The sequence below is a fragment of the Litoribrevibacter euphylliae genome (assembly GCF_042646085.1).
GTDB lineage: Bacteria > Pseudomonadota > Gammaproteobacteria > Pseudomonadales > Litoribrevibacteraceae > Litoribrevibacter > Litoribrevibacter euphylliae.
On the sequence record NZ_JBHRSZ010000004.1, the window covers coordinates 543,520 to 563,366 of the forward strand.

At 44.9% G+C, this 19,847-nt stretch carries 15 protein-coding genes and 2 tRNA genes; 14 read left to right on the forward strand and 3 right to left on the reverse strand.

Translation table 11 applies throughout. The annotated features are described in order from the left end of the window. Window positions 1–79 precede the first annotated feature (79 nt). Window positions 80–1,069: a tRNA dihydrouridine(20/20a) synthase DusA gene (gene dusA, locus ACFOEK_RS09920; protein WP_386719923.1), complete on the reverse strand. Its 990-nt coding sequence runs from the start codon at window positions 1,067–1,069 to the stop codon at window positions 80–82. A 217-nt stretch (window positions 1,070–1,286) separates the two neighbouring features. Between dusA and ACFOEK_RS09925 the strand changes: the two genes are divergently transcribed. The 5 genes from ACFOEK_RS09925 (at window position 1,287) to ACFOEK_RS09945 (ending at window position 5,756) form a co-directional block, all read left to right on the forward strand. After that, window positions 1,287–2,840: a DUF3369 domain-containing protein gene (locus ACFOEK_RS09925; RefSeq protein WP_386719925.1), complete on the forward strand. Its 1,554-nt coding sequence runs from the start codon at window positions 1,287–1,289 to the stop codon at window positions 2,838–2,840. Window positions 2,841–2,982: 142 nt separating this feature from the next. After that, window positions 2,983–4,479: a glutamate--tRNA ligase gene (gene gltX, locus ACFOEK_RS09930; protein ID WP_386719928.1), complete on the forward strand. Its 1,497-nt coding sequence runs from the start codon at window positions 2,983–2,985 to the stop codon at window positions 4,477–4,479. Window positions 4,480–4,591: 112 nt separating this feature from the next. Further along, a tRNA-Ala gene (locus ACFOEK_RS09935) sits at window positions 4,592–4,667 on the forward strand. A 29-nt stretch (window positions 4,668–4,696) separates the two neighbouring features. Next, window positions 4,697–4,772, forward strand: a tRNA-Glu gene (locus ACFOEK_RS09940). Window positions 4,773–5,054: 282 nt separating this feature from the next. Beyond that, window positions 5,055–5,756 (forward strand): GGDEF domain-containing protein, encoded by a 702-nt coding sequence (locus ACFOEK_RS09945; protein WP_386719931.1) that lies wholly within the window; start codon window positions 5,055–5,057, stop codon window positions 5,754–5,756. 92 nt (window positions 5,757–5,848) lie between these two features. Here the strand turns inward: ACFOEK_RS09945 and leuA are convergent, their stop codons facing one another. Then, a complete protein-coding gene (leuA, locus tag ACFOEK_RS09950; protein WP_386719934.1) occupies window positions 5,849–7,564 on the reverse strand; it encodes a 2-isopropylmalate synthase in 1,716 nt (571 codons plus the stop codon). A gap of 421 nt (window positions 7,565–7,985) precedes the next feature. On the opposite strand from leuA, the gene ACFOEK_RS09955 reads away from it, so the two are divergent. Further along, complete coding sequence (locus ACFOEK_RS09955; RefSeq protein WP_386721539.1) at window positions 7,986–8,462, forward strand: Lrp/AsnC family transcriptional regulator; 477 nt, start codon at window positions 7,986–7,988, stop codon at window positions 8,460–8,462. A gap of 84 nt (window positions 8,463–8,546) precedes the next feature. Here the strand turns inward: ACFOEK_RS09955 and ACFOEK_RS09960 are convergent, their stop codons facing one another. After that, window positions 8,547–9,311, reverse strand: a complete 765-nt coding sequence (locus tag ACFOEK_RS09960) for a TlyA family RNA methyltransferase (protein WP_386719937.1) — start codon at window positions 9,309–9,311, stop codon at window positions 8,547–8,549. Between the two features lie 257 nt (window positions 9,312–9,568). On the opposite strand from ACFOEK_RS09960, the gene ACFOEK_RS09965 reads away from it, so the two are divergent. The 8 genes from ACFOEK_RS09965 to ACFOEK_RS10000 all read left to right on the forward strand — a co-directional run bounded on the left by ACFOEK_RS09965 (window position 9,569) and on the right by ACFOEK_RS10000 (window position 19,682). Further along, the gene (locus ACFOEK_RS09965; RefSeq protein WP_386719940.1) at window positions 9,569–11,860 is read left to right on the forward strand and encodes a choice-of-anchor I family protein; all 2,292 of its coding nucleotides are present in this window, start codon (window positions 9,569–9,571) and stop codon (window positions 11,858–11,860) included. Between the two features lie 153 nt (window positions 11,861–12,013). After that, window positions 12,014–12,391 (forward strand): GFA family protein, encoded by a 378-nt coding sequence (locus ACFOEK_RS09970; protein WP_386719943.1) that lies wholly within the window; start codon window positions 12,014–12,016, stop codon window positions 12,389–12,391. Window positions 12,392–12,415: 24 nt separating this feature from the next. Beyond that, entirely contained in the window at window positions 12,416–12,814 is a 399-nt protein-coding gene (locus tag ACFOEK_RS09975) for a hypothetical protein (protein WP_386719946.1), read from the forward strand. Between the two features lie 141 nt (window positions 12,815–12,955). Further along, window positions 12,956–13,744, forward strand: coding sequence for a substrate-binding periplasmic protein (locus ACFOEK_RS09980; RefSeq protein ID WP_386719949.1), 789 nt, complete (start codon window positions 12,956–12,958; stop codon window positions 13,742–13,744). A gap of 111 nt (window positions 13,745–13,855) precedes the next feature. Further along, on the forward strand, window positions 13,856–14,266 hold the full coding sequence (locus ACFOEK_RS09985) for a CopL family metal-binding regulatory protein (RefSeq protein ID WP_386719952.1): 411 nt from the start codon (window positions 13,856–13,858) through the stop codon (window positions 14,264–14,266). A gap of 125 nt (window positions 14,267–14,391) precedes the next feature. Beyond that, a complete protein-coding gene (locus ACFOEK_RS09990; RefSeq protein WP_386719955.1) occupies window positions 14,392–15,990 on the forward strand; it encodes an efflux RND transporter periplasmic adaptor subunit in 1,599 nt (532 codons plus the stop codon). A 12-nt stretch (window positions 15,991–16,002) separates the two neighbouring features. After that, window positions 16,003–19,104 (forward strand): efflux RND transporter permease subunit, encoded by a 3,102-nt coding sequence (locus tag ACFOEK_RS09995; RefSeq protein ID WP_386719958.1) that lies wholly within the window; start codon window positions 16,003–16,005, stop codon window positions 19,102–19,104. A 26-nt stretch (window positions 19,105–19,130) separates the two neighbouring features. Next, a complete protein-coding gene (locus ACFOEK_RS10000) occupies window positions 19,131–19,682 on the forward strand; it encodes a cupredoxin domain-containing protein (protein WP_386719961.1) in 552 nt (183 codons plus the stop codon). Window positions 19,683–19,847: the final 165 nt, after the last annotated feature.

A 19,847-nucleotide genomic window follows, 5' to 3' on the forward strand; every position in this document is an offset into this window, starting at 1 on the left:
TCTGTAAATTTTGAGTATTCTTACCCATACCATATTACAACTGGATTACAAAGGTAAGGGTAAGAGCCTCAATATTCACTTAAAGTTGTTCGGGAACCATCTCCAGTGCTTCAATCAGTACCTCAAGTCCAGCTCCACGCTTAGGTGCATTTTCTGAAATATGGCGACGGAAGCGGCGAGCTCCAGGCACGGCTTGGAACATTCCCAGAATATGCCGAGCAATATGGTTCAGGTAGGTACCTTTTTCGAGCTCGGATTCAACGTATGGGTAAATAGCTCGAATTGCATCATGACGAGAAACTTGTTCTGCTGAGAGGTCTCCAAAGATTCGTTGATCCACCTCTGAAAACATATAAGGGTTGTTGTAGGCTTCCCGGCCAATCATGACACCATCGACTTTGGTTAAATGTTCTTCCACTTCTTCAAGTGTCTTTACGCCGCCGTTCAGTGAAATATGAAAACCAGGAAACTCTTCTTTTAAGCGATATACGAAGTCGTATTTCAGCGGTGGAATTTCACGGTTTTCTTTTGGGCTCAAGCCTTTCAAAATTGCTTTTCGAGCATGAACAATAAAGGTTTCACATTGGGATATGTGATTTACGGTACCGACGAAATTTAAGAATTCTTCATAGCTATCGCGGTCATCAATACCAATGCGAGATTTAACAGTCACAGGGATAGAAACAACATCTTGCATTGCTTTGATGCATTCACCGACCAATTCCGGTTCTGCCATTAAGCAGGCACCGAAGCTCCCATTCTGAACTCGGTCACTCGGACAGCCGACGTTAAGGTTAATTTCATCGTAGCCTCTGTTTTCGGCAATTTTTGCACATTCAGCCAAGGCTTTAGGATCGGATCCGCCTAGCTGCAATGCCACAAAGTGCTCTGCGTCGTTAAACTTCAAGTGGCGTTCTCTATCCCCAAAGAGAATCGCGCCGGTAGTAACCATTTCAGTATATAGCAGTGTGTGTTGGGTCAGCTCTCGCATGAACGTTCTGTAGTGGCTGGTTGTCCAATCTAACATTGGGGCAATGGAGAGTTTTCGGGAATGGTTAATATCGTGCATACAACTACTTTTTGATGGTAAGAAATCAGAGTGCGCGGAGTTTAACATTTTCTAAAAAATAGGCCGATATGTTTATGGATCAAATATGTTTAAAAATGTCAAAAATCCCAGTAAAGCCGATAAAGGATGCTACTCTTAGTGGAAGATGAGTAAATAAATAAGCCGACAGGTTACAAGTGGAAATAGGCTTGAAGCACTAAACGTTCGGGGGAGTTGAATGAACGAAGACGATTTACTTTTCATGGATGAAGAGGAAGCCGAAACCAAAGATGAGGTTGAGCCTTGGAAAATTCTGATCGTTGATGATGAAGCAGAAGTCCACGATGTTACACGCTTTGCTTTATCGGGATTCGAATTTGATGATAAGCCGTTGCAGTTTCTTGATGCATACTCTGGTCAAGAAGCCAGAGGGATCTTAGCCAATCACCCAGACGTAGCGGTCATCCTGTTAGACGTAGTGATGGAATCTGAAGATTCCGGACTCAGGGTGGCTAAGTTCATTCGTGAAGAACTCAAATACACCAGTGTTCGTATCATTCTTAGAACTGGCCAGCCTGGACATGCACCGGAAAAGACTGTAGTTCGGGATTACGATATCAATGATTACAAAGCAAAAACTGAGCTAACGGCTCAGAAGCTTTATACCTTAATGTTGTCTAGCCTGCGTTCCTACCGTGACATTGTCAGTCTTGAAAGAAACAAACGAGGCTTAGAGAAGGTTATTCAGTGTTCTCGTGGCATTTTTGAAAAGCACGCGATGGACCAGTTTGTAGAAGGTGCACTTGAGCAATTAGTTTCTTTGCTGTTTCTCGATCATCAACCTGAACTCTACAGCTATGACAGCCTTGCAGTTGAACTTAAGGACACAACCCGTCTTCGTTCCTTATGCAGTTGTGGAAAATTTAAGGCCAAAGGCGATTTCTGTCTAAGCGATCTGCCCGAAGATGTTCGATGCATTTTTAAACAGGCTATCTCTGAAAAAAGCAATATCTTCCGAGACAATGACTTAGTGGTGTACTGCGAAGGTAAACGGCGAGCCATTCTTATGTACGTTGATGGTCATCATGTGCTTTCTGCTCTCGATAAAGAATTGTTGGAAGTGTTTACTAAAAACGTAGTAACCGCGTATGAAAATATTGAGATATACGAGAAGACTCAACAGCGGACTGATGATTTGATTGCATACTTGGCCGAGTTAACCGAATGCCGAGATCAATTTGTTGGACGTCATACTCAGCGTGTTGCGGAAATTTCTGCCAAGCTGGGTGAATATTTTGGTTTGTCGTTACAGGAGATTTCTGCACTGAAAACTGCAGCGCCTCTTCATGACTTCGGGAATTTGATGTTGCCGGAAGAGTTACTTCACAAGAATGGCTCATTAACTGACGAAGAGATGGAGAAGGTCAGAACACATTCCCAGCGTGGTGCGGAAATGCTGGCTCAGGCAGATCAAGAGATACTGAAGTTGGCTGGCACCATTGCTCAAGATCACCATGAAAAGTGGGATGGTTCCGGATACCCTCACGGCAAGCAAGGCGAAGAAATTCATATTATGGGGCGCATTGTAGCCATTGCTGATGTGTTTGATCTGTTGGCTTGTAAACGCAGCTATCGTGAACCTTGGCCTTTGGAAGATATTATCCGTTACTTTGAAGATCAGAAAGGGCTGCATTTTGACCCCGCTTTGGTTGATATCCTGCTCAGTCATCTCAATGAGTTTATTAAAATTCGAGAGAAATTCCCCGATCCAGAATATCATTCAACGGAGTAGGGCAGGCTGATTAATAAAAAATAGCTTTCCATTAAGTGGGGTCGAACTAATACTGCTGATCAATAGCAAGGTTCGCCCCATTTCTGTATCATTGCCTGCAAATTTTATTTCCTTCCTTTGAACGTATTTTTGAGATAGATAAATGACAGTTCGTACGCGTATTGCGCCATCTCCAACTGGCGATCCACACGTAGGTACCGCCTACATTGCCCTTTTTAACTTATGTTTTGCGCGCCAGCATGGTGGCCAATTCATTCTTCGTATTGAAGATACTGACCAAACGCGTAGTACACAGGAATCTGAAGACCAAATTTTGGAAGCTATGCGCTGGATGGGGCTGGAATGGGATGAAGGGCCGGATGTAGGTGGTCCTCACGGTCCGTATCGCCAAAGCGAGCGTAAAGACAGCTACCGTCAGTATGCCGAAGACTTGATCGAGAAAGGTCATGCGTTCTACTGCTTCCGTACGCCAGAAGAGCTTGATGTGATCCGTGAAGAGCGTAAAGCTGCAGGCTTGAATCCTGGTATTAAAGGTGACTTAGAGCTTCCAGCAGACGAAGTTAAAGCACGCCTTGAAGCGGGTGATTCGTATGTGATCCGTATGAAAGTGCCGGATGAAGGCACGTGTGTAATCGAAGATCGTCTTCGTGGCACCATTGAGATCGATTGGTCTCAAGTAGATTGTCAGATTTTGTTGAAATCAGACGGTATGCCAACTTATCACTTGGCCAACGTGGTTGATGATCACCTGATGGAAATTACTCACGTAATCCGTGGGGAAGAGTGGATTAACTCCGCACCTAAGCACAAGTTGTTGTATGAATACTTTGGCTGGGATATGCCTGAGCTAATCCACATGCCGTTGCTGCGTAACCCGGACAAAAGCAAGCTAAGCAAGCGTAAGAATCCAACGTCTATCACATTCTATGAGCGTATGGGATTTTTACCAGAAGCGCTAACCAACTACCTAGGTCGTATGGGTTGGTCAATGCCAGATGAGCGTGAAAAATTCTCTTTGGCGGAAATGATCGAGAACTTCGATATCAATCGTGTATCGCTCGGCGGGCCGATTTTCGACGTTGAAAAGTTAAGCTGGCTGAATGGCCTGTGGATTCGTGAGGAGCTTTCTGTTGAACAGTTTGCTGATCGTATTCATCAGTGGGCATTCAACGAGAAAAACATCATGCCGATGTTACCGTTTGTTCAAGGTCGAATTAATGCCTTCAGTGATATTGCGCCACTGGTTAACTTTATGTTCTCAGGCATGTTGCCGTTGGGAGCATCAGCGTTTGAGCACAAGAAACTGGATGAAGATGCCGTGAAGCGCGTACTTCAATTTACTTTGTGGAAATTGGAAGCACAGCGCCATTGGTCCAAAGAAAATATCTTTGCCGACATTAAAGCCTTGAGCAAAATTATGGATATTAAGATGGGTGACTTCATGCAGCCTATCTTTGTGGCCATTGCAGGAACACCAAACTCATGGTCAGTGATGGATTCTATGGCGATGCTAGGGCCGGATATGACCCGTGCGCGTTTGCGTTATGCATTGAATGAAGTACTGGGTGGCTTCTCCAAAAACGAAACCAAGAAAGTAGATAAAGAGTACCGAGCTATTCTTACTCAGCTTGAAGGTTAATTGATCGCTAATTAACCTAAATAGTGGTTTTTTAATAAGAATTTAACTTTTTTGAAATTTTTTCTTGACTGAGGATGGGGTAATCACTAATATGCACCCCGTCCAAAGCAGTGGGGCCTTAGCTCAGCTGGGAGAGCGCAACGCTGGCAGCGTTGAGGTCAACGGTTCGATCCCGTTAGGCTCCACCAAATTAACTTCTTGAAGTTAATTCTACTGCGTCCCATTCGTCTAGTGGCCTAGGACACCGCCCTTTCACGGCGGTAACAGGGGTTCGAACCCCCTATGGGACGCCACTCTTTCCCTCTGCTTTATCCTGACTTACTCTGTCTATTTTTTTTAGTCTATTCATAAGTTTTACTTTCTCTCTGTATTCGTTGTGTTTCGTTGTGTGATGATCTTTAGACGTTAGACGTTAGACGTTAGACGTTAGACGTTAGACGTTAGACGTTAGACATCCCTGTGATTCAGTTCACACCTTACTAGTGCTTCCTTATTTCTTCCCAATTTCGTTCACTGAGCTTGCCAAGTTGCTCTCTATCTTTACGTTTAACGACGGGAAAACACTTGGAAGTATCATGAACACGCTATTGAATCGAATTGGTGAATTTGCCATTTCAAAGTTTCATTTTCGACTTTGTTTGCTGATGTTGGCTGGTTTTACTCCGGTTTCAACTATTTTGTATCTGGATAAAGTCTATTGGGTTGCGGGCTTATCCAGTTTGGTTGTGAGTTATTGCTTGATAGTGGTGTTTTACCACTGCGACTACTTTGAACGCCAATGTCATCAGTTAGCCAGTGAGGTGATTAAAGATCCTCTCACGGGTGCCTTTAATCGACGTTTCCTCATTGAAAAACTGAATGAATGTTTATCGATCTTTCGACGTACCTTTGAAGTGACTTCGGTTATTTCCATCGATATAGACCACTTTAAATCCATCAATGATCAACACGGGCATGATGTGGGTGACGAAGTATTGCGTCAGCTCGTTCGGAATATTAAAGGCCGTATCCGTCATACGGATCGTTTATGTCGAGTAGGGGGCGAGGAATTTATTTTGGTATTGCCGGCTACGAATAAGTTCCAGTCGAGAGTAGTCGCTGAATCTTTGAGAGAAAGACTGAAACACTCCGAGTTTCCTAATGGTATGAAAGTGACTGTGAGTATGGGGATTTCAGAGATTGTAGCGGGGGATGATATTGATAGCTTAACTAAGCGCTCTGATGTGGCTTTGTATGAAGCTAAGCGAGCAGGGCGTGATCAGGTGATTTCTTGCTGAGATTAGACAGCGTATGTTTCAAGATCGAATAAAGACAAAAAAGGCGAAGAGCATATGTTCTTCGCCTTTTTTTGTGTGTCTTGGCTGAGTTTCTAGACGTTACTCTGTGACTCAGCCTTTGAAGCTTGGCTCACGTATTTGTTAAGGCAGTTTAATACAGCGGCTAAGCTGGCAGTTAGAATATCTTGATGGATAGCTGCGGCTTCTATGCTCTTGCCATTCACTTCTACCTGAAGGTACGCAATGGCTTTGGACTCAGAGCCGTGTTCCAGAGCATGTTCATGAAACTCCTGAACGTCGATGGTCAAACCTGCAAATCCAGACAGTGCATGGGTAAAGGCGGATACTGCGCCATTGCCTTGACCTGTGATGGTTTTGATTTCCTGGCCATCTCTTATCTCAGCTGTAACTACGTCTGATTCACTTCTGTGCACAGAATATTTTTCCAGTGCGTAAGGTGATGACGACGACATATAGTGCTCGTCGAACAAGGCCTTAATCGTTTCTGAATCTACAACCGTCGAAGTTTTCTCAGCATGAGATTGAACGATGCTACTGAAACCGATCTGCATCCAGCGCGGAAGTTGAATACCGTAATCCAAGTCAAGTGTATAAGCGACGCCGCCTTTGCCTGATTGGCTGTTGACTCGAATCACTTCCTGATAGTTGCGACCTAAGTCCGCAGGATCAATGGGTAGATACGCAATGTCCCAAGCATCTTCTGGTTGATGTTGATCCAAACACTTCTTAATCGCATCTTGGTGCGAGCCGGAGAAGGCGGTGAACACCAACTCACCTGCATATGGGTGACGGGGATGTACCGGCATCTGGGTCGCTTCTTTATAGACTCGTACAATTTTGTTCATGTCGGCCAAGTCCAGTTTAGGATCAATGCCCTGGCTGTATAGGTTCATTGCCATAGTCACAATGTCCATATTGCCAGTACGCTCACCGTTCCCCATAAGAGTGCCTTCGACCCGATCAGCTCCGGCCATCACTGCAAGCTCGGCCGCCGCTACGGCGCAGCCACGATCATTATGAGTATGAACACTGATGTTCACTGAGTCGCGACGATTAACGTGGTTGCAGAACCATTCAATCTGATCAGCAAATACATTCGGTGTCGCCATTTCAACGGTTGATGGCAAATTGATAATGACTTTGTTTTGCGGTGTTGGTTGCCAAACATCGATGACGGCATTGGCCACTTCAACCGCGTAATCAATTTCAGTGCCGGTGAAACTCTCTGGTGAATATTCAAAAGTCCATTGAGTTTCAGGATACTTAGCGGCGTATTCCTGAACCCACTTGGCACCTTGTACTGCGATGGCTTTAATACCGTCTTTGTCTTGTTTGAAGACCTTTTCACGTTGCACCGTTGAGGTTGAGTTATAAACATGCACGACGGCACGTTTAACACCTTTCAAGGCTTCAAAGGTTTTTTCAATCAAGTGTTCACGAGCTTGAACTAGCACCTGAACGGTCACATCGTCCGGAATTTGATTCTCTTCAATTAACCAACGAACAAAATCGTAGTCTGGTTGAGATGCGGCCGGGAAACCAATTTCGATCTCTTTAAAACCAACCTCTACCAATAATTGATAAAGCGCCTGTTTCTGGCTCACTGTCATAGGCTCGAGTAAGGCTTGATTACCATCGCGGAGATCCACGGAACACCAATAGGGTGCTTGTGTGATTACCTGATCCGGCCATGTGCGATTCTTCATTTGAATCGGTGCAAATGGGCGGTACTTTTTATGATTAAAGCTTAGGTGATGGCTAAAACCTGATGTATTTGCGCCTGACATTGTCTATTCCAGTTATGTTTTAAAGGGTTGATAGAATCTTTTGGATAATCAATTTAAGCCAGGTTAGGCGGTACCTGCATCTCTGGGTTTAAGATGTCTAGAGTCCTTTATGAGCCTGGCTTTCGTTAATGCATCTTTACTAACGAAAGTGCTTTCTTTTTGAGAAAGTGCTCTGAGCGCGTCTCCACTCGCTCGATCAATCTTGTGAATTGATATTTAAGAACCTTTGATCCTGGCGATTTGTCTGCTGGGTAACAGCGTTGACAGGAAGAAATTATATGTCTGATGGAAGGGCGATTGGTTGCTAATGTGCTGCTGTTTTTGAGTCTTTATGCAATAAGTAATTAAAATCTGTTTGTTGTGTGGTGATATATTGCTTTAATATTTGTGTGTTGAATATAAAAAGGAAGTTTTTCCTGTGATTGAGCTAGATCGTACCGATAAACGCATTATTGAAGAGTTGCAAAAAGACGGTTCTCTGAGCAATTTGGAGTTAGCCGAAAAAGTAGGGCTATCGCCATCCCCCTGTTCTCGTCGAGTCAAGCATCTTGAAGACAGTGGTGTCATTGTCGGTAAAGCGGTGCTATTGGATGCAGAAAAGTTGGGACTTAACTTAACTGCAATCATTCAAGTCAGCATGGATCGCCATACCCCAGATCGTTTTGAAAACTTTGATAAAACGCTAGAGGGCTACCCTGAAGTGGTCACCTGTTCTTTGATTACCGGTCAGGCGGCAGATTATTTAGTCGAAGTGCTGGTAACCGATATGGCGCACTATCAAGAATTTCTATTGAACAAGCTGACCACTATTTCAGGCGTAACCGGGGTTCATTCAAGCTTCGTGCTGAGAAAAATCATTAACCGGACGGCTGTGCCGTTGGATCATCTGAGTCGATAAGGGAATGGGGGCGGGGCTCTTAGCTCTCCAAATCATAGCTCAAGTTAGTTCTTAACTGTCTAGCTTTTTACTGTCTATCCTTCATTACCCGTTCTTTATTGCCCACACCAGGAACTCACGATTGCCATCGCCGCCTTTGATGGAGCTTTCGATGTAGCTCTTAACGGTGAGTCCTAATTCTGAACAAGTTGCGCGAATGTGGTTCTCAACGTCTTTATAAAGTGCTGGATCACGAACAATGCCGCCTTTTCCGATGCCTTCTTTACCTACTTCAAATTGAGGTTTTACTAAAGACACTAGATGTCCGCCAGATTTCATAACGGGAGCCAGGGCAGGGAGGATCTTAGTCTGGGAAATAAAAGAGACATCCATCACCACAATATCGAAGCCTTCACTGTTGATGGTATGAGGCAACACTAATTGAGGGTCTAGTTCACGAGCGTTAATGCCTTCGTATAAGGTCACGCGGTCATCGTTTCGTAGCGTTTCAACTAATTGATCGTGACCAACCTCAACTCCAACGACATGCTTTGCGCCAGCCTGTAACAAGCAGTCAGTAAAACCACCGGTAGAACAACCCACGTCTAAACCAATCATATCTGTCACATCAATATTGTTGTCTTTCAATGCACCTTCTAGCTTTAAACCGCCACGAGAAACGAACTTGTCTTCTTCATGGGCTTCAATTTCCAGCGGTTCAGAACCTTCCAGCTTAAAACTCGGTTTGGTAATGACTTTCCATTGACTGCCTATTTGAACTTTCACTCGACCCGAACTGATGAGCTTTTGCGCGTGGGTGCGGGAGTTAGCTAAGGACTGTTCAACAAGGACTACATCAAGACGTTTCATGGACTACTCAACGAAATTCAAAGACAAAATTTGGACGGTGTTGTAATGGGATTTTGGTATTGAGAATAAAGTGTGGCAACTATACCAGAAAAGTGAATTTAAGCCTTTTTAATCTTGTTTCCGGCGGCTCATTTTTAGCTGTTGTCATTGTTTTGTCTTTTTTCTGACTTATGGCTGACATTTTTCCAGGGTAGAAATTAACCGGTTTTGTAATTGAACTAACCGGTATAAAAGTCTTAACCGCCAGGGAGATAATAATGAAGCTAGCCGCGAAAGGTTTTGGAAAAGGGGGTTTGAATATTAGCCCTATGGTTCTTGCTGTAGCTATGGGCTCAGCTGTAATGGTTGGATGCAGTGATAATGATGACTCATCTTCATCTTCGCCAAGTGTTCAAACTGGAGTATTTGTAGATTCCGCAGTGGGCGGTATTAACTATCGTACTGCCACTCAATCAGGATCAACGAATGCTGATGGTGAGTTTAACTACATCGAAGGCGAAACGGTAACCTTCTCAATCGGTGATATTGATCTTCCGGCAACAGTGGCAAGTAATCTTTTAACGCCTCTGGATTTGGCTGATTCTGATAATCCTTACGATGAAGCTGCAAATAATATTGCTCGCCTTCTTCAAACACTTGATTCAGACGGTGATGCGTCAAATGGTATCACCATTGAACAAGCAAGCCATACTGCTGCAGCTGATGCTGAAATCACTGATTGGTCTGATACGGATGCGTTCGAAACAGCGGTTAATGATGTGTTTGAGCCAGATGCAATTGTTTCTGCGAATGAGGCAGCACAGCATTTGGAAGAAACCCTTCAAGAGAATAATGGCCACGCGTCTTTGACTATGATTGGCCGTTTTGCTGAAGAACAAGAGCTGGATGAAGGCATGGCTGAAATTGTGGCTTTCCACAAAAACAGCGACAGTATTCTGGTCATCAATGCAAACGAAAAGACTGTTGATATTTTGAATGCTGCGGAGCTTTCAAGTAATGAACTTGAGTCGCCACTCACTGCCTCTAATTTGATACGTCGTTCTCAGTTGAATGTAGGCGCGGATGTCGATGCAGATGAAAATCTTGATGGTTTTGAGTCAGGAGGCATCAACAGTGTTGCCGTTGTAAATAATTTAATGGCGGTTGCTGTTGAGCACGATGACAAGCAAGCAAACGGTGTCATTGCTTTCTATAGCTTGAATGAAGAGGGTGCTGCAACCTACGTGAAATCTGTTGCGGCGGGTGCGCTTCCAGATAATGTACAAATTTCTTCTGATGGTGCGTTTGCGGTTGCTGCGAACGAAGGTGAACCTTCAAGTGATTACACGAATGATCCTGTAGGTTCTGTAACCATCGTTGCTATTACAAATGGTGTGCCTGCCGACGACGGTACTCAGGTGACGTTTGAAGCCTTTAACGAGGGTGGTGCTCGTGCGGATGAAATTGAAGGCGTTCGTATTTCTGGTTTGAACGCGTCTGTAGCGCAGGATCTTGAACCTGAATACGTGGCTATTTCTGATGACAACACCACAGCCTTTGTTTCCCTTCAAGAAAACAATGCCCTCGCTGTGATTGATTTGGCGGAAGGGACTGTTGAGCGTCTGATTGGTCTTGGTTATAAAGATCACAGTGTTGAGGGGAATGGTTTGGATGCATCTAACAAAGATGACTGCTCTCAAGAAGACGTTGAAGAGCAGGAATGTGAAGAAGTAAACGACGGCATCAACATCAAAACCTATGCAAATCTTCGCGGCTTATATATGCCTGACAGTATTGCTAGTGTTGAGATCGAAGGCGTGAACTATGTTGTTACGGCCAACGAAGGGGATTCTCGCGAGTACTTCTTTGATGTCGCTAACGAAGAAGAGTGTATCGCTGCCAACGGTCTGGATTATGACGAAGACGATGGCTGCTTGGCTTGGATCGACGAAGTACGTGTTAAAGATCTGGAAGATTTAGATCTGTCGCTTAACGAAGAGGTGTTCACCGATGAAACCATTGCTGACAACGAAAATCTTGGCCGTTTGAAGGTGATTTCGACGGAAGGTGACACAGACAACAATGGTTCGCTCGAAACATTGTATTCCTTCGGTACGCGTTCATTCTCTATTTTCAATGGCGATACCGGTGCTTTGGTATTTGATTCAGGCGATGATTTCGAGCAAATCACTGCTCAAGCGCTAGGTACTGAAGGTTTTAATACAACCAACGATGAAAACGCGTTTGATGATCGTTCGGATGACAAAGGCCCTGAACCTGAAGCTTTGGCGGTAGGCAAAGTCGGAGATAAGACGTATGCCTTTGTCGGTCTTGAGCGTACCGGCGGCATCATGATGTATGACATTACTGATCCTGCTGAACCTATGTTTGTTCAGTACACAGTTAACCGTGACTATTCTGTGGACATTGAAGAGTCTCTGGAGGAGGCTGGTGATCTTGCGCCAGAAGGCTTCAAGTTCGTATCGGCTGAAGACAGCCCGACTGATAATGCTCTGCTGATTGTTGGTAACGAAGTGTCTGGCACGACGACAGTGTATGAAGTGAAGTAACATTTTTTCACTTTAGTTCGAAAGCCCTGGTTCGGAAGAGCCGGGGCTTTTTCGTTATCGTTAGGTCCATGCTTAAAACATCTATAGCTGATGCTTTTCTCAATATGTTTTGTGGGGTAGTGTTTATTGGTTCATAAATTTAAGGAATTGAATATGGATGCAATAGGAATGCATAAAGGCACTTGCCACTGCGGTAATGTTGAGTTTGAAGTAAACCTACCAAATGGCTTTGAAGAGTTATCGCGTTGCAATTGTTCAATGTGCGCACGTCGTGGCGCGGTTGTTACGTCGGTTCCTCTTTCATCATTCACCTTGTCAAAAGGGCAAAATCATTTAACCCTGTATCAATTCAACACCAAAACTGCAGAGCATTATTTTTGTGATACCTGTGGTATCTATACTCACCACAAACGTCGTTCTAATCCGAATCAATATGCAATCAATGTGGCCTGCCTTGAAGGTGTTGACCCGTTTCAGTTAGGGCCGATTCCGACGACTGATGGTCAAAATCATTCTTGTGATCGCAAATAGGCTTTTGAGCTTTTAGGAGGGCGTATGCTGGCTCGAATTCTAATTTCTTTGGGTGTCTGCATTTTTGCAGTAATTGTTCCTGTTTTGGAAATTAATGTGTCGCATGTATTTAACCCCGATTGGCCTGCGCACGCTCGCTTTCATGAGGTCTGGCAGTTATTTACTAACTGTGGAATCGGTTTGTTGTGTTTATGGTTAACTTGGTTGAAAAACAATGTTCGATTGGCCAGTGTTTTGATTGTGTTGGTTATGGGTGGTGTTTTATTTGCTCATGCGACAGAAACGTTCTATGGCGGTTCTGTTCTCTCCGGTAACTTAAGTAAAACCTTATTAGGGCTCGAACTTGCAGCGTTTGCGGCTTGTTTGGCGATCGTTTTTGCGATGGTAGCCGCTGTTCTTGATATGCGAAGCAAGGTTCAGTGACGTCTTAATGTGGATGAGTATTCATCGGACTGAATTAATGTTGTGTAAGTGAATGCTGACATGAAAAATGTAGAAAATAGCAAGAAGCAAAGGTATGGGCTAGTATCTTAATGATGTGGTGAAAACATAGTGATGCCCCATATGATCCGATCTATTTCCTACTTGATATTATCTATTTCGATTTTCAGCTTTTCTGCTCTTAGCTCGGCAAGCCCTAGCTCGGGCATCAAGCGACCTGTGTTAATTGTTGGGTTGAGTGAAACAGATTATTACCCTTTCTATTTTGAACAAGACGGGCAGATAGTGGGTGCAGCAGCAGAGATTGTGACTCATCTGGCTCACAAGCTTAAATATCAGTTGAAATATAAGCGATTCCCTTGGAAACGAGTACAGCATAATTTGGCTAAGGGTAACATTGATATGGTATTGCTTTACTTCAAAACACCGGAGAGGGCAGAACATGTGTATTATGTTGATCTTCCGCATGTCTATGAGTCGAGCTCATTAATTGTCCGTCGTGACAGTAGTATCAAGTATTCAGGCGACCTTAATCAGCTGATTACTTATACCTTTGGGAATGTGAACGGCTATTGGCATGGGGCGTCGTATTCTGAACATAAAACCCTCAATAAAAGGGCGTTCAGCTCTACCGAAGAGCTGTTAACTGGCTTGAAGCGTGGTTCAATAGACATAGCCGTAGGCAATAAACCGGTGATGTTGCAGATTGCAAAAACCATGGGGCACGAGGATCAGTTTGCTTTTTTAGAGCCTAAAATTGATTATGCGCCAGACTACATTGCTTTTTCCAAAGCGAAACCGAAAGCCAAAGAACGAGTGAAAGCGTTTTCTAAGGCGCTGAAACCTTTCCTTAAAACCAAAAAATATCGACAAATTCTTGAGAAATACGGGTTCGATATTGCGCCAAAGTAAGATACGATGCACGACTGGCTACCCAGTTTAGAGTTCATCTTATGGAACTCTTACTCGTTGTGTGACTCCAACGAACGTGGTTTTTGGCAATAACTTTGTGAGTACCTCATTTTGCGTCATTTCAAAATTTGCATATTAGTGTTGAGCTTGTTGGCGTTAGTTAGCCAGAGCTATGCGAATGCCGTGATGAGTGTATCGATGTCTCACGTTAAGGTTGGCCAAGGCAATGCGGTCACTTCTGATCAAACAATTTCAACAAGCATGTCGGATCACTGTAGCGAAATGATGCAAGACATGACTGCTGAACATCTACCACAAGCCAGCCATGATAACCCCTCTGCTGCAGGCGATTGTTGTCAGGATACTTGTCAATGTTCCCTAGGCGTTTGTTCTTCTCCGCTATTCCATAATGTGATCTCTATTACTTCCGTTATTTGGGCTTCCCAGCCTGAGTTTATAGATTCTCAAGCTTCAATCGTTCGACTCGCAGCTTCTCTATACCGTCCTCCTATCACTGCTTAAACACCCTTAGTGCGCCTACTTTTGGCGTATTCTCAGTCATTCGAAGTGTTTGTTACGTACAAATTGTTAGCCACAAATTGCTAGCTTCGGATGTTGGTATTTAGCAGTGATAAAGAACAATGAATATGAAAATAGTTTCCGTAGTCTTTGCGGTGGTCTTAGGCACGATTGTCGGTGTCTTGGTGACGCCATTTTTAGCTGAACAAGGTGTATTGCCTTCGTTTATTTCTTTAACTACGGGTCAGCAAGACTCGAAAAACAGCGAACCTGAACCTCTCTACTGGGTCGCCCCGATGGACTCCAATTACCGTCGGGATAAGCCGGGTAAGTCTCCCATGGGAATGGATTTAATTCCTGTTTATGCGCAAGAGGGTGGAAGTGATTCAAGCCCCGGTACCGTTAGTATTTCCCCCGAAGTCATCAATAACCTTGGTGTGCGTCTTGGTTTTGCCGAGATGCGAATACTTGAAAGCAGAATCGAAACTGTGGGCTATGTGCAATATAACGAAGATGCCCTGATTCACATTCATCCTCGTATTCAAGGCTGGATTGAAAAACTCTACGTCACAGCCGAAGGTGACCCCGTCAAAAAAGGTCAGCCTTTGTATGATATCTACTCTCAAGAGCTGATTAATGCGCAAGAGGAATTATTGTTAGCGCTCAATCAGCAAAGTATTCGTTTGAGACAGGCCGCCATGCGTAAACTCAGATTGCTGCATGTGCCTGAGAAAAGCATTCAACGCTTGTTGAGAACGCGTAAAGTGGCCGAGAACATTACGTTTTATGCGCCTCAGTCGGGTGTGTTAGATAACCTTTCGATTAGAGAGGGCTTCTTCGTAAAACCTGAGACAACCTTGATGTCCATTGGGGCTTTGGATGAAGTTTGGGTCGAGGCGGAAGTCTTTGAAAAGCAGGCGGGCTTGGCCCGTATAGGTGCTGATGTCACCATGACACTGGACTATTTTCCCGGGCAAAGCTGGCAAGGTAAGGTCGATTACATCTATCCGTCATTGGATGCCATGACCCGTACTCTGAAAGTACGTGTGCGCTTTGATAATAAACAGCATCTTCTTAAACCCAATATGTTCGCTAGCGTCGTTATTCATGCCAGTGACAACAAACAGCACTTGATGATCCCCAGAGAAGCCGTGATTCGTACGCAAGATCAGGATCGCGTGGTATTGGCTCTTGGAGACGGTAAGTTTAAGTCTATTGAAGTGACGCTCGGCCAATCTGACCAAATGTATGTAGAAGTATTGGATGGACTTGAAGAAGGTGAAACTGTCGTAACCTCTGCACAATTCTTACTGGATTCAGAATCTTCCAAAAGCTCTGACTTCAAGCGAATGGAAGCTCGTACTGAAGAGAAGGGCGCGCCTGACAATGGAGGCCCGCAATCCTCTTGGGTAGAAGCCAAAATCGAAAGTATTGAAAGCATGGACGGTATGGGAGCTATGGTCGGAGCCACTCACCAACCAATCGATGAATGGGGCTGGCCAGAGATGTATATGGATTTTCCTGTGGCGGAATCGGTGGATGTAGCGGCTTTAACTGTGGGTATGGTGCTGCACATTCAGATTACCAAGTACCCTAACCACAAGTTTGAAATCAGTGACGTTCATATTCCTGATGATGCAATGATGAAGGGAATGCAACCCGACATGTCACCTATGACCGAAGAGGTGGATCACAGCGGTCATGACATGAGCAGTGAAGGCATGTAGGGGGATAGCTTTATGATTGAATCCGTTATTCGCTGGTCGGTGCACAACCGATTTTTTGTATTACTTGCGACCTTTATCTTGATAGGTGCTGGCGCGTATTCCATCAAGAATACGCCGGTGGATGCCATTCCTGATATGTCTGATGTTCAGGTGATCATCAAAACCTCGTATCCAGGGCAAGCGCCTCAGGTGGTGGAAGATCAAGTCACTTATCCGTTAACGACCGCCATGTTATCGGTACCCGGTGCTGAGACTGTGCGTGGTTATTCTTTTTTCGGGGATTCTTATGTGTATGTCATTTTTAATGAAGACACGGATCTCTACTGGGCCAGGAGTCGGGTACTTGAATATCTAAGCCAAGTTGCTCCGAATCTTCCAGCAACGGCCAAGCCTCAACTGGGGCCGGATGCTACTGGTGTGGGCTGGGTCTATATCTATTCTTTGGTCGATAAGACGGGCAAACATGACATCAGCCAATTGCGATCCATTCAGGACTGGTTTTTGAAGTATGAGCTTCAAACCGTTCCTGGCGTATCGGAAGTTGCTGCAGTGGGCGGTATGGTCAAGCAATATCAGGTGATCGTTGACCCGGATAAACTTCGTGCCTTTGATCTTCCGCTCTCCTTAATTCAAACCGCTATTCAACAAGGTAATCAGGAAGTCGGCGCGTCTGTGGTTGAAATGGCTGAAGCTGAATACATGGTAAGAGCTACCGGCTATATCCAGAATCAGCAAGATCTAGCCAATATTCCCTTGGGTGTGAACGCTAATGGCACACCTCTGTTATTGAAAGATGTTGCTGAGATTGAATTAGGCCCGCAAATGCGTCGTGGCATTGCCGAGCTTAATGGCGAAGGGGAAACCGTTGGTGGCGTTGTGGTTATGCGCTTTGGCGAAAACGCGCAAAAGACCATTGAAGGCGTGGTGGCTAAACTCGACGAACTCAAGAAAGGGTTGCCCGAAGGGGTAGAGCTGGTCACCGTTTATGATCGTTCCGGGTTGATTCAAAGTGCCATCGACAATCTCTGGGATAAACTGGCCGAAGAGCTGCTGATGGTGGCTTTGGTCTGTGTGATTTTCCTAGTGCACGTGCGCAGTTCGCTGGTGGCTATGATCAGCCTGCCGGTAGGGATTTTGGCGGCCTTTGTCGTTATGCATCTGCAAGGCTTGAATGCCAACATCATGTCGCTGGGCGGTATTGCCATCGCCATTGGTGCCATGATTGATGGGGCCATTGTGTTGATCGAAAACATGCACAAACACATGGAGCGCACGCCACTGACCGATCAAAATCGTTGGAAGATTGTGGCCGACTCTGCCGCAGAAGTGGGGCCATCCCTCTTTTTTAGCTTGTTGATCATCACCGTCAGTTTCTTACCCGTGTTTACACTCGAAGCACAAGAAGGTCGGATGTTCTCCCCTTTGGCATTTACCAAGACCTATGCCATGGCGGCCGCTGCGGCGTTAGCGATTACCTTGGTGCCTGCACTCATGGGCTACTTCATTCGGGGGCGAGTGATCAGTGAGCGTAAGAATCCCATCAATCGTTTGTTGATTGCTGGCTATAAGCCGATACTTCGCGGTGTACTGAATCATCCTCTTTTGACCTTGAGTTTCGCTTTGTTGGTGACTGGTGCGTCACTGTATCCGGCCAGCAAGATCGGCAGTGAATTTATGCCACCGTTGGATGAAGGCGATCTGATGTACATGCCGACAACCTATCCTGGTATTTCCATCGGTAAAGCCCGTGAGTTACTACAACAAACGGATAAGTTGATTCGAACAGTACCGGAAGTTGAGAATGTCTTCGGAAAAGTAGGGCGAGCCGAAACCGCAACCGACCCTGCACCTTTGACCATGATTGAAACCTTCATTCAGTTAAAGCCGAAAGAACAATGGCGACCAGGCATTACATCAAAAGACCTGATTAACGAATTTGAAGGTTTGGTGAAACTCCCTGGGGTGACTAACGCTTGGGTGATGCCGATTAAAACCCGGATTGATATGTTAGCGACGGGCATTAAGACCCCGGTGGGAATCAAGATCGCCGGACCTGAGCTGGCGACCATCCAAAAAATCGGACAAGACTTGGAGTTTATTCTTAATGATATTGAAGGTACTGCCTCTGCTTACTCCGAGCGTGTGGCAGGTGGCCGTTATATCAAGGTGGATATTCAACGTGGCAAAGCGGCTCGCTATGGCTTGAACATTGCCGACGTTCAACAAGTCGTTAGCTCTGCCATTGGTGGAATGAACGTCTCACAAACCGTTGAAGGGCTGGAACGCTATCCCATAAATCTTCGGTATCCTCAGCATTACCGAGATACGCCCGAGAAGATGGCTCTCTTACCTTTGGTGACGCCTTCTGGTCAGCGTATTTCGTTGGGGGACGTTGCCAATATTTATATTGAGGATGGTCCGCCAATGATTAAGAGTGAAAATGCACGTCTCAATGGCTGGACCTTTGTCGATATTGAAGGCATTGATATAGGCTCTTATGTAGCAAACGCCCGTGATATTGTGGCTGAACGCTTGGATGTTCCGGCCGGTTATTCCATTACTTGGGCTGGGCAATACGAATACATGGAGCGTGCGGTTGAGAAGCTTACCTACATCGTACCTTTGACTCTTATGATCATCATTGTGCTGCTGTACATGAATTTCCGGAGTTTTGCTGAAGTAATGATGATCTTACTGACCTTGCCTTTGGCTATGACCGGTGGAGTACTTTTGATGTATTTTGAAGGCTTCAATTTTTCGGTGGCGGTCGGTGTTGGTTTTATTGCGCTTGCAGGGGTTGCCGCAGAAACCGGGGTGATCATGTTGCAGTATTTAAAACAAAGCTGTGGCGAATTACCTAATACGGTGGATCGTCAACACATCAAAGCGGCCGTATTGGATGGCGCGGTATTACGAGTGCGTCCTGTGATGATGACGGCAATTGCGACCATCGTAGGTTTGATTCCGATTATGTACGGAGCAGGTACTGGCTCAGAGGTGATGAGTCGCATTGCAGCACCTATGGTCGGGGGTATGGTAACCTCGGTGGTGCTCACCTTGATTGTGATACCTGTGACTTATTATTTGTGGCAGCGTGTATTAAAACGCGTCTAATTTTTTTGTTTGTTTAAAGGATTTATATGAAAACTTTTTTGACTGTTATTTCGATGTTCTCTTTATCACTTTCTTTAAATGCACTGGCTGGCGGCGCGGGGAATCATCAGCACATGGATCATTCAAAGATGAATCATGATCAGATGAGCTCGGGTATGGATCATTCACAAATGAATCACGAGCATGGTAACAAGGCATTAAGTGCCAGTGGTGAACCAGGAGTTGCTGAAGAAGTGACAAAGACCATTAAGTTAGAAACCGTTGATGCGATGCGTTTCAATTTTGAACGTTTGCCTGAAATTAATTCAGGCGATGTCGTTCGCTTTGTGGTGACTAACAAAGGTCAGATCAACCATGAGTTCTCCATTGGAAATGCAGCAGAGCAAAAGTCGCATCAAGCGATGATGCGTCAAATGCCGGATATGGTTCATGAAGATGGAAACTCCATCACTGTGAAACCAGGGGAGACTCGTGAATTAATCTGGAAGTTTAAAGGCGATCCGAAGGTGGTATTTGCCTGTAATATCCCGGGTCATGCCGAAGCGGGGATGACTCACTCAATGAATTTGTCGGAGTGATGTCTACAGATATTTAGAGGTTTCCTAGATCGCTTGATCTAAACAATTGACCCAAGTCGATGAACCTTCTGGTTATCGTCCTTAAGAAAAGGGCGAATACCTACAGAAGGTTCATCGGTTTCTCAGAAGTTTGTTGTCTTGAAATGATCCACACTCAATAGCGTT